Raw genomic sequence first — 10435 nt, forward strand, 5'->3', positions numbered from 1 at the left:
GGTGCATGGCCCGTCGTCGGCATCTGGTTCACCTCTTTGGGAATCAGCACGATGGCCTTCAACCTGAATGGTTTCAACTTCAACCAGTCAGTGATTGACAGCCAAGGTCGGGTGATCAACACTTGGGCAGACGTCATCAACCGCGCCAACCTGGGTATGGAAGTGATGCACGAGCGCAACGCTCACAACTTCCCCCTCGACTTGGCTGCCGGTGAGTCTACTCCAGTGGCTCTGGTTGCTCCTAGCATCAATGGCTAATTGCTAAAACTTAGCTAAATCAAAACGCTCTCCCGTTAGGGAGGGCGTTTTTTGTTTAAGACGCTCAATAAAATAGAAAAGACTATATTTAATGCCAAGAATCTCGGCAGAGCAGCTAAACTCCACCCGGACTCAGTAGACCAGATGTGCTGGAGATAGATGCTGTCCCCACTACCCAGAGTGTTGTATGACAGACCTCGTTACTGGCGGTAGAGTGAGTCACATATATAATCTTTCCGGCTTAACTGAGAGAGTGCCTTTCCCCATCTCTCATTTACCTTTTTTAGAGTCAACACTGTCACTGTCGCGGTCGAAGCCGTGGGGGTCAGCCGGGAAAACCTTGAAATTCGGGTAGAGATGTCGGTAATTCAGATCCGGTGGGTCTGAGGGAATTCCTGCGCCTGGATAAGCTGGACTGCAAGCCGAACGTTGAAGTACATTTAAGCGATCTCGCTGTTCCCTCTGGTACCCACACTTCCGCCGATTCAGCAGGGGGTTAGAATTCAAGAGGGCGATCGACTTCGGCGCTCCGAAGTCTAGCTTCACTCGGTAGGGAGTCAGAAGTTGAGACAGCGATCACTATCTGGTTCCGTGGGATGCACAGCACACACTATCAAAGGATTGTGAGGAGCGAGCTCGCGAGATCCACGACACCCTCGCCCAGGCATTAACGGGTGTCATCGTACATATGGAAGTCGCTAAAGTCGTCGTACCAGAAGACTCCAAAGCACGAAACCACCTGATCCAGGCACACAACTTAGCCCGTGATGGTTTGGCAGAGGCACGGCGATCGGTTTGGGCGCTACGCCCTCAGGTGCTAGAACAGGGTAGTCTCTCGCAGGCGCTGAAAAGTTTAGTTCACGGATTAACCGCAGGTACACCGATTAAAGGTGAGTGTACTATTGAGGAGACGCAATACCCGCTACCTTCCGACGTAGAAACTAATCTGCTGCGTATTGCTCAGGAAGCGTTCGTCAATGCCCTCAAACACGCCCATGCCAATGCGGTTCAAGTTGAATTAACGTTCGGTTCTCAAGCCGTCAGTCTGTGCGTGCGGGACAATGGTCAGGGTTTTAATCCTGAACGGCAAAACGGGAAAGGCTTTGGTCTTTTAGGAATGCACGAGCGCATCCAGAGGCTGGGTGGTCAGTTAACAATCGCTAGCCAACCGGGACAAGGGACAGAGGTGATAGCTATTGTGCCTCTTGCGATTGATATGCCCTCCCAAACAACTGCTAGAGAATAAGATGCATCATGAGCCAGAAACAACCGATTCGCATCTTGATTGCAGATGACCATCCCATTGTACGAGCTGGAATCGCTGCCATGCTTGAAATCGATCCGAAGGCAAACATCACCGTTGTGGGTCAGGCAAACAACGGATGTGAGGCAGTTAAACTGTTTACCCAACTCCAACCCGACATTGCTTTAATTGACTTGCAGATGCCTCAGATGGATGGTGTATCAGCGATCGCAGCAATTCGCAAAAAGGTTCCTACTGCTCGCCTGATCGTGTTAACAACCTACGATCGCGACGAGGACATTTATCGAGGACTGCAAGCTGGTGCTAAAGCCTATTTGCTCAAAGACACACCCCGTGAGGAACTGCTAGCTTGCATTCAGGCTGTCCATGCAGGGCGATCGTTCATTCCGTTGGAAGTGGGAGCTAGACTGGCGGAGCGGATGAACAGCCCGGAACTTAGTAAACGAGAAAGCGAAGTCCTACAGCTAATGACGGCTGGGATGAGTAATCTGGAAATCGGTGAAGCCCTAACGATTACCGAGGGTACGGTCAAGTCTCACATCAACAATATTTTAAGCAAGTTGAACGTTAATGACCGTACACAGGCAGTAATCATCGCCCTGAAGCGAGGGATTGTCGCTCTGCCGTAGGAGATACAACTCGATTGCAAGTTATAGAAGCGCCGAAGTAGCGATGCTCGGTAGCCCGCAAGACATCGGAAGTTCCCCTTGTCCACTTACAGAGCAATATCTATGATTTCCCTGCCTCAGGTTGCAATCACAGCCAAAATCTACGAAAGTGCTAATTCGCTGGTATATCGAGGGATACGAGAAGACGACAATACACCTGTCATCCTCAAGGTACTCAAAGAAGATTATCCCACTCCAGTCGAACTCACCCGCTACAAACAGGAATATGAAATTACGCGATCGCTCAACATAGATGGGGTTGTTAAGGCTTACAGTCAGCAAGATTATCAGCGAACTCTAGTGATAATTCTTGAGGATTTTGGGGGCGAGTCCTTAGCGAAATTGGTGAATGAATTGGAAGGGGAGTTTCCAATACCCTTACCCAAATTCCTCTGCCTTGCCATCGAAATTACAGAGATTTTGGGGAGGATTCACAGCAGTAATATCATCCACAAAGACATCAGCCCCAGCAACATTGTCCTGAATCCAGCCACCGGGATAGTCAAACTCATCGACTTTGGCATTGCTACCCGCTTAAGTCGGACAAATCCTACGTTTAGAAATCCCAATGTTTTAGAAGGTACTCTAGCCTACATATCACCGGAGCAAACCGGAAGGATGAACCGTTTCCTGGATTACCGAACGGACTTTTACTCGCTAGGTGTCACCTTCTATGAACTGCTCACTGGGAAGCTGCCTTTTACAACGACTGATGCAATGGAGTTAGTGCATTGTCATATTGCTAAAGAGCCATTGCCCCCATCAACAATTAATCCAGCAATTCCTCAAATGGTTTCGAGCATCGTTATGAAGTTGATGGCAAAGAACGCTGAGGAGCGGTATCAAAGTGCCTGGGGAATTAAAGCAGATTTAGAAGAATGCCTACAACAGTTAAAGACAAACAGGCACATTGTAGCGTTTCCATTAGGGACTCAAGATATTTCCGATAAGTTTCAAGTTCCACAGAAGCTGTATGGCAGAGAGCGAGAGGTAGAAACGCTGCTAACTGCATTTGAGCGAGTAGCGGGAAGAGACAAGCAAGAGGGGGGAGATAGGGGAGCAGTTTTTACCAACATCTCGACAGAAAATTCTCCCTTGTCCTCCTTGTCCCCAGTCACTATTCCCCAATCCAAAATTGAAATGATGCTGATAGCGGGTTATTCCGGTATTGGCAAGTCAGCCCTAGTGCAAGAGATTTATAAACCAATTACCCAGAAGCGGGGCTATTTCATTTCCGGCAAATTCGATCAGTTTCAACGCAATATTCCCTACTCAGCTGTCGTCAGTGCCTTTCAGGAGTTAGCGCAGCAACTATTGAGTGAACCTGAATCTCAACTGCAAAAGTGGCGAGACAAACTCTTAGCAGCTTTGGGTGCGAACGGGCAAGTCATCATTGATGTTATTCCGGAAGTGGAACTGATTATTGGCAAACAGCCTGCTGTGCCAGAGGTAGGGCCAACTGAGTCTCAAAACCGATTTAATCGAGTTTTTCAAAGTTTCATCAGAGTATTCTGCTCAGAAGAACATCCCCTGGTCATCTTTCTAGACGATCTTCAGTGGATGGACTCTGCAACAGTCAAATTAATTGAGCTGATGATGACAGATAGTGAGACGCAATATTTGTTTTTAATCGGAGCGTATCGGGATAACGAAGTCGAATCCTCTCATCAGTTGATGATGACGAGCGAGCGCCTAAGAAGGGAAGGAGTAACAATTAACCAAATGACATTAGCTCCTCTAGCGCCAGAAGCGATCGCTCAACTGATTGCCGAGACATTAAACTGTGACAGGGCTTCAGTCCAACCCTTGGCAGAGTTAGTGCAGCGTAAAACTGGAGGTAATCCCTTCTTTGTCAATGAGTTTCTGAAAACGCTATATCAGGAAAACCTAATTACCTTTAACCTCCCTGACCTTCATAATCCAAAATCTAAGTTGCGCTGGAAGCGCACCAAAGGTGAGACCCAAAATCCAAAATGGAACTGGGATTTATCTCAAATTGAGGCAAAGAACATCACTGACAATGTAGTAGAGTTGATGATTGACAAGTTGAAGAAACTGCCTCAAGTCACACAGCAGATATTACAATTAGCTGCTTGTGTGGGTGCTGATTTTGACTTAAATACCCTCTCGATAATCTGTGAAAAATCACCAGCAGAAATTTTTTCTCACTTAGTGGCAGCAATTCAGCTAGGCTTAATCCTGCCAAAGTGTGAATTAGACGAGAACTTGTTAGTTCAAGAGTATAATTTTTTGCACGATCGAGTGCAGCAAGCAGCACACGCCTTGATTGATGAGTCGCACAGACAAGTTGTTCATCTACAAATTGGTCGCAATTTACTGAAAAAAGCTTCTCCAGAGGGACTATTAGAGAGGCTGTTTGAAATTGTTGACCATCTGAATCATGGGATTGAACTGGTCACCGCTCAATCAGAAGGAGATGAAATTGCTCAATTAAATTTAATTGCAGGTCAGAAAGCCAAAGCAGCGAGCGCCTATAATATGGCTCAAAAATATTTAGCTACAGGGAGAGAATGGCTGGCAGTTTATAGCTGGCAAACAAACTATAATCTGACATTAGATTTATATTTAGAAACAGCAGAAATTGCGTATTTGTGTGGCGATTTTGAGCAGGTAGAATTTTGGGTAGGAATCATTCTACAAGAAGCTAAAACGGTTCTCGACACCGTGAAAGCTTACGAAGTTAAAATTCAAACCGACATCGCGCAGAACCAGCCATTGAAGGCGATTGATACTGGATTGCAGGTTTTGCAGCAACTGGGGATTAGTTTTCCCGAAACGCCCAGCCAGTCTGATATTCATCTCGAACTAGACACGATCGCATCCCACTTCCATGACAAGCCAATCGGGGACTTGATCCACTTGCCGGAAATGACCGAGCCGGACAAGTTGGCGGCGATGCAAATCCTATTAAGGATAGCGATTCCTGCCTATATTGCTGCTCCCGATCTGCTGCCAATACTAGCATCTAAACAGGTCAACTTGTCCATCCACTATGGCAATGCGTCTGTCTCTCCCTTTGCCTATGCCAATTTTGGTGGGTTCATTCTTTGTGGGATGGTCGGAAACATAGAGTCGGGTTACCAGTTTGGACAGGTGGCTCTCAGGTTGTTGTCAAAGCAGAATACCCATTCCCTTAGAGCTAGGATATTGTCGCACGTAAGTTTCCTCATCATCCACTGGAAAGAGCATGTTAGAGAAACACTGGAGCCATTTCTAGAAGGCTATCAAAGTGGACTGGAAACTGGGGATTTAGAGTTTGCTGCCTATTGCGCTTACGGTTACTGCTTCCACTCCTTTGTCGTCGGAAAGGAACTCGTAGAACTTGAACGCGAGATGACGACATACAGTGAAGCAATCCGTCAAATCAAACAGGAAACAGCACTAACCTGGAATCAAATATTTCACCAGTCTGTCTTAAATCTGATGGGATGCTCGGTCAATCCAACCCGTCTAATTGGCGAATTCTACAATGAGGAGAAGGGATTGCCACAACACAAAGCAGCCAATGATGGAGGCGCAATCTTTAGTGTCTATTTTCACAAATTTTTCCTCTGCTATCTATTTTCTGAGTATGCCCAGGCAGTTGAAAAATCAGCCCTAGTGGAAAGTCAGGTGTTCCAAGCAAAAGCGATACACCTTGTTCCTTTGTACTACTTCTATAACTCTCTTGCAAGACTCGCAACATATCCTGAAAGCAGCACTCAAGCGCAGGAGGAAATCCTTAAAAACGTTGCTGTTAGCCAGGAGAAAATGAAACAATGGGCACATTATGCACCAATGAATTATTTGCATAAATATCATCTGGTGCAAGCCGAGACAGCAGGAGCTTTGGGTCAGTTGTTTGAAGCCGAAGAATTCTACGAACAAGCTATCCAAGGAGCCAAGGAAAATGGATATATCCAAGAAGAAGCATTAGCCTATGAATTAGCTGCCAAATTTTACCTATCTCGTGGTAGGAAAAAGTTTGCCCAAACCTATATGAAAGAGGCACACTATTGCTATGGGCGCTGGGGTGCCAAAGCTAAGGTTGCAGATTTGGAAGCTAGATATCCGCAGTTATTGACTCAATCTCCAGCAGTTACTCGCACGACAGATCCGGGTACGACCAATCCTACAACCACTACTGGCAATCGCTCCGGCTCATCGTTGGATTTAGCCACTGTGATGAAAGCGTCTCAGGCAATTTCTAGCGAAATTGTGCTGGATAAGTTACTGACATCGTTGATGAAAATTCTCATCGAGAATGCTGGGGCGCAAAAGGGGTTTCTGATTTTGGAAACGCAAGGCAAACTTTTGATTGAAGCTTCAGGCAGAGTAGAGCAAGAGCAGGTTGCAGTATTGCAGTCAATACCCATTGATAGCGGAGATGTTTCTACAGCGATCGCCAATTATGTTGCTCGAACCAAGGAAACTGTCGTTTTACACGATGCAAGCAGAGAAGGAAAATTTACCAATGACCCTTACATTCAAGCGCATCAACCAAAATCAATTCTCTGTGCGCCGCTGATTGATCGAGGCAAACTCGTTAGTATCGTATATCTCGAAAATAATCTCACCACAGAAGCCTTTACACCCGGTCGCTTGGAAGTGTTAAAGCTCTTATCCTCCCAAGCTGCAATCTCCATTGATCTTGCTAAACTCTACGCTGAAGTGCGTGCTAACGAAAGTAGGCTGACTCAATTCCTAGAGGCAATGCCAATGGGCGTGGCAATCCTTGATGCCAATGGCAAACCTTGCTACGTCAATCTTGTTGCAAAACAGCTTCTTGGTAAAGACGTTATTCCATCTACGACAATAGAGCAATTGCCAGAAGCTTATCAACTCTATCGAGCGGGAACTAATCAACCGTACCCAAAGGAACAAATACCTATACTTCGAGCTTTGCAGGGCGATCGCTCAGCCGTGGATGATATGGAAGTTCATCAAGGCAACAAAATTATCCCTATTGAGAGTCGTGGTACTCCAATCTTTGATGAAAACGGCAACATTGCTTATGCGATTGCGGCGTTTCAAGACGTCACAAAACGCAGGCAAGCGGAAATAGCCAAAAACACGTTCTTAGCACAGATGAGCCACGAATTGCGAACTCCTCTCAACGCCATTCTTGGCTTTGCCCAACTGATGGGTAACTCGTCTTATCTCCCTCCAGAACACCAAGAAAATCTGAGCATCATCGCCCGTAGCGGAGAACACCTGCTCACCTTAATTAACCAAGTCTTAGATTTATCCAAAATTGAAGCAGGACAGATGGCGCTCAACGAAGCAAACTTTGACCTCTGTCGCTTTCTAAGCGACTTAGAAAATATGTTCCAACTTAAGGCGAACAATAAGGGATTGCACTTGCTCTTTGAGCGGACTGTAGAAGTTCCTGAATATATCCGCACCGATGAGGTTAAGTTGCGGCAAGTGCTAATTAATCTACTTTCTAATGCCATTAAGTTTACTAAAGCAGGCAGTGTATGTCTAAAAGTCAAAAGGAAGTCCGAACAACAAACAACAATTACCTTTGAAATTGAAGATACCGGGGTTGGGATTGCCCCTGATGAGTTAGACAGCATTTTTAAAGCCTTCGTGCAAGCAAAAGCCGATCGCAAGTTCCAGGAAGGAACCGGCTTAGGGTTAACCATTGCCCGTTCCTTCGTGCAACTGATGGGAGGAGATATTAGCGTCAGTTCTCAGGTTGGTAAGGGGACAGTCTTCAAGTTTGATATTACTGTTAGCAGGATTGAAACTGTTGATATTAATAGTCAGCAACCAACCAGCAGAACAGCCCCACAACCTAATCAGCAGAGCGATCGCCTTTCGAGTGCCGATGTCTTGACACCTGCTGCCCTTGCTGCACTACCCCCCGATTTAGTCGCTAACCTCCACCAAGCCATCCTCGCACTCGATATAGAGCGGATTGAAACCTGCATCACTCAAATTCGCGAACTCAACGCTCCTTTGGCAGGAGCGATCGCAGTTTTAGCGAAAGGGTTTAAGTATAAGCAGTTATTGGCTTTCATGCAACCCGCAACTGATTAAATATGAATAATGCTCAAAACTCTGCGTCAAAAGAAACCATTTTAATTGTTGATGATATCCCTGAAAATTTACAGCTTTTAGCCGGGATGTTATCGGAGCAAGGGTATATCGTGCGCCTTGCTCCGGACGGTCAACTGGCTCTTCAATTTGTACAAGTCTCCTCACCTGATTTGATATTGTTGGATATCCTGATGCCAGACATGGATGGCTATGAAGTCTGCAAAGAGCTAAAAACGTCTCTAACTACTCAAGACATTCCAGTTATTTTTATCAGCGCCTTGCATGAAGTATTCGATAAGGTAAAAGCCTTTTCTGTGGGTGGAGTAGACTACATTACCAAACCCTTTGAAGTTCGAGAGGTTTTAGCGCGTGTAGAGAACCAATTACGCCTCAGTCGGTTCTCTAAGCAACTTTTGGAGCAAAATGCACGGCTTAGTCAAGAGATTGAAGATCGCAAGCGAATAGAACATGAGCGGAAACGGGCACAAGAAGCGCTGCAAGCCTCCGAATCGGAACTCCGGGCGCTCTTTGCAGCAATACCCGATCCCCTCTTCGTCATTAATTCGGTAGGACGTGTTTTAAAGCTTGTACCGCTTGCGCCGGAGCAATTATACAAACCTGCTGATGAGCAAATTGGTAGGACGTTGCACGAGATTTTCGAGCAACCGCAAGCCGCTATCTTTCTTTGCTACATCCAACAAGCTCTCAGTACCCAACAAATACTTAATGTTGAGTACAGACTGACTATGGGAGGGCGAGAAATTTGGTTTGCTACCCGCATTTCGCCTATTTCCCAAGATTTAGTCATTTGGTTGGCACGGGATATTAGCGATCGCAAACGCGCCGAAGAAGCATCAATTCTGGAAGAACGCAACCGCATGGCTCGCGAGATCCACGACACCCTCGCCCAGGCATTAACGGGTGTCATCGTACATATGGAAGTCGCTAAAGTCGTCGTACCAGAAGACTCCAAAGCACGAAACCACCTGATCCAGGCACACAACTTAGCCCGTGATGGTTTGGCAGAGGCACGGCGATCGGTTTGGGCGCTACGCCCTCAGGTGCTAGAACAGGGTAGTCTCTCGCAGGCGCTGAAAAGTTTAGTTCACGGATTAACCGCAGGTACACCGATTAAAGGTGAGTGTACTATTGAGGAGACGCAATACCCGCTACCTTCCGACGTAGAAACTAATCTGCTGCGTATTGCTCAGGAAGCGTTCGTCAATGCCCTCAAACACGCCCATGCCAATGCGGTTCAAGTTGAATTAACGTTCGGTTCTCAAGCCGTCAGTCTGTGCGTGCGGGACAATGGTCAGGGTTTTAATCCTGAACGGCAAAACGGGAAAGGCTTTGGTCTTTTAGGAATGCACGAGCGCATCCAGAGGCTGGGTGGTCAGTTAACAATCGCTAGCCAACCGGGACAAGGGACAGAGGTGATAGCTATTGTGCCTCTTGCGATTGATATGCCCTCCCAAACAACTGCTAGAGAATAAGATGCATCATGAGCCAGAAACAACCGATTCGCATCTTGATTGCAGATGACCATCCCATTGTACGAGCTGGAATCGCTGCCATGCTTGAAATCGATCCGAAGGCAAACATCACCGTTGTGGGTCAGGCAAACAACGGATGTGAGGCAGTTAAACTGTTTACCCAACTCCAACCCGACATTGCTTTAATTGACTTGCAGATGCCTCAGATGGATGGTGTATCAGCGATCGCAGCAATTCGCAAAAAGGTTCCTACTGCTCGCCTGATCGTGTTAACAACCTACGATCGCGACGAGGACATTTATCGAGGACTGCAAGCTGGTGCTAAAGCCTATTTGCTCAAAGACACACCCCGTGAGGAACTGCTAGCTTGCATTCAGGCTGTCCATGCAGGGCGATCGTTCATTCCGTTGGAAGTGGGAGCTAGACTGGCGGAGCGGATGAACAGCCCGGAACTTAGTAAACGAGAAAGCGAAGTCCTACAGCTAATGACGGCTGGGATGAGTAATCTGGAAATCGGTGAAGCCCTAACGATTACCGAGGGTACGGTCAAGTCTCACATCAACAATATTTTAAGCAAGTTGAACGTTAATGACCGTACACAGGCAGTAATCATCGCCCTGAAGCGAGGGATTGTCGCTCTGCCGTAGGAGATACAACTCGATTGCAAGTTATAGAAGCGCCGAAGTAGCGATGCTCGGTAGCCCGCA

6 protein-coding genes and 1 pseudogene are annotated in these 10435 nt (G+C 46.7%); 6 read left to right on the forward strand and 1 reads right to left on the reverse strand.

Features of this window, described 5'->3' with window-relative positions; all coding sequences use genetic code 11:
• Positions 1-258: pseudogene (locus tag NC996_RS19105) on the forward strand (photosystem II q(b) protein); the annotation flags it as partial.
• A gap of 270 nt (positions 259-528) precedes the next feature.
• Here the strand turns inward: NC996_RS19105 and NC996_RS19110 are convergent.
• On the reverse strand, positions 529-804 hold the full coding sequence (locus NC996_RS19110; protein WP_190685178.1) for a hypothetical protein: 276 nt from the start codon (positions 802-804) through the stop codon (positions 529-531).
• Positions 805-901: 97 nt separating this feature from the next.
• Between NC996_RS19110 and NC996_RS19115 the strand changes: the two genes are divergently transcribed.
• The 5 genes from NC996_RS19115 to NC996_RS19135 all read left to right on the forward strand — a co-directional run bounded on the left by NC996_RS19115 (position 902) and on the right by NC996_RS19135 (position 10375).
• On the forward strand, positions 902-1504 hold the full coding sequence (locus tag NC996_RS19115) for a sensor histidine kinase (protein WP_339380295.1): 603 nt from the start codon (positions 902-904) through the stop codon (positions 1502-1504).
• Between the two features lie 8 nt (positions 1505-1512).
• Positions 1513-2151 carry a response regulator transcription factor gene (locus NC996_RS19120; protein WP_190685181.1) on the forward strand — a complete coding sequence of 213 codons (639 nt, stop codon included), beginning with the start codon at positions 1513-1515 and terminating at the stop codon, positions 2149-2151.
• 102 nt (positions 2152-2253) lie between these two features.
• Positions 2254-8235, forward strand: a complete 5982-nt coding sequence (locus NC996_RS19125; protein WP_190685183.1) for an AAA family ATPase — start codon at positions 2254-2256, stop codon at positions 8233-8235.
• Between the two features lie 2 nt (positions 8236-8237).
• Positions 8238-9728: a response regulator gene (locus tag NC996_RS19130; protein ID WP_190676243.1), complete on the forward strand. Its 1491-nt coding sequence runs from the start codon at positions 8238-8240 to the stop codon at positions 9726-9728.
• A gap of 8 nt (positions 9729-9736) precedes the next feature.
• Positions 9737-10375 (forward strand): response regulator transcription factor, encoded by a 639-nt coding sequence (locus NC996_RS19135; protein WP_190685181.1) that lies wholly within the window; start codon positions 9737-9739, stop codon positions 10373-10375.
• Positions 10376-10435 lie beyond the last annotated feature (60 nt).

This window comes from Trichocoleus sp. ST-U2 (assembly GCF_039961875.1).
In the GTDB taxonomy this organism is placed as follows: domain Bacteria; phylum Cyanobacteriota; class Cyanobacteriia; order Cyanobacteriales; family FACHB-T130; genus FACHB-T130.

What these genes read in the sequence shown, in the direction of transcription:
- NC996_RS19120 (WP_190685181.1), top strand. Translation starts at nt 1,513, where the DNA reads ATGAGCCAGAAACAACCGATTCGCATCTTGATTGCAGATGACCATCCC.
- NC996_RS19135 (WP_190685181.1), top strand. Translation starts at nt 9,737, where the DNA reads ATGAGCCAGAAACAACCGATTCGCATCTTGATTGCAGATGACCATCCC.
- NC996_RS19130 (WP_190676243.1), top strand. Translation starts at nt 8,238, where the DNA reads ATGAATAATGCTCAAAACTCTGCGTCAAAAGAAACCATTTTAATTGTT.
- NC996_RS19125 (WP_190685183.1), top strand. Translation starts at nt 2,254, where the DNA reads ATGATTTCCCTGCCTCAGGTTGCAATCACAGCCAAAATCTACGAAAGT.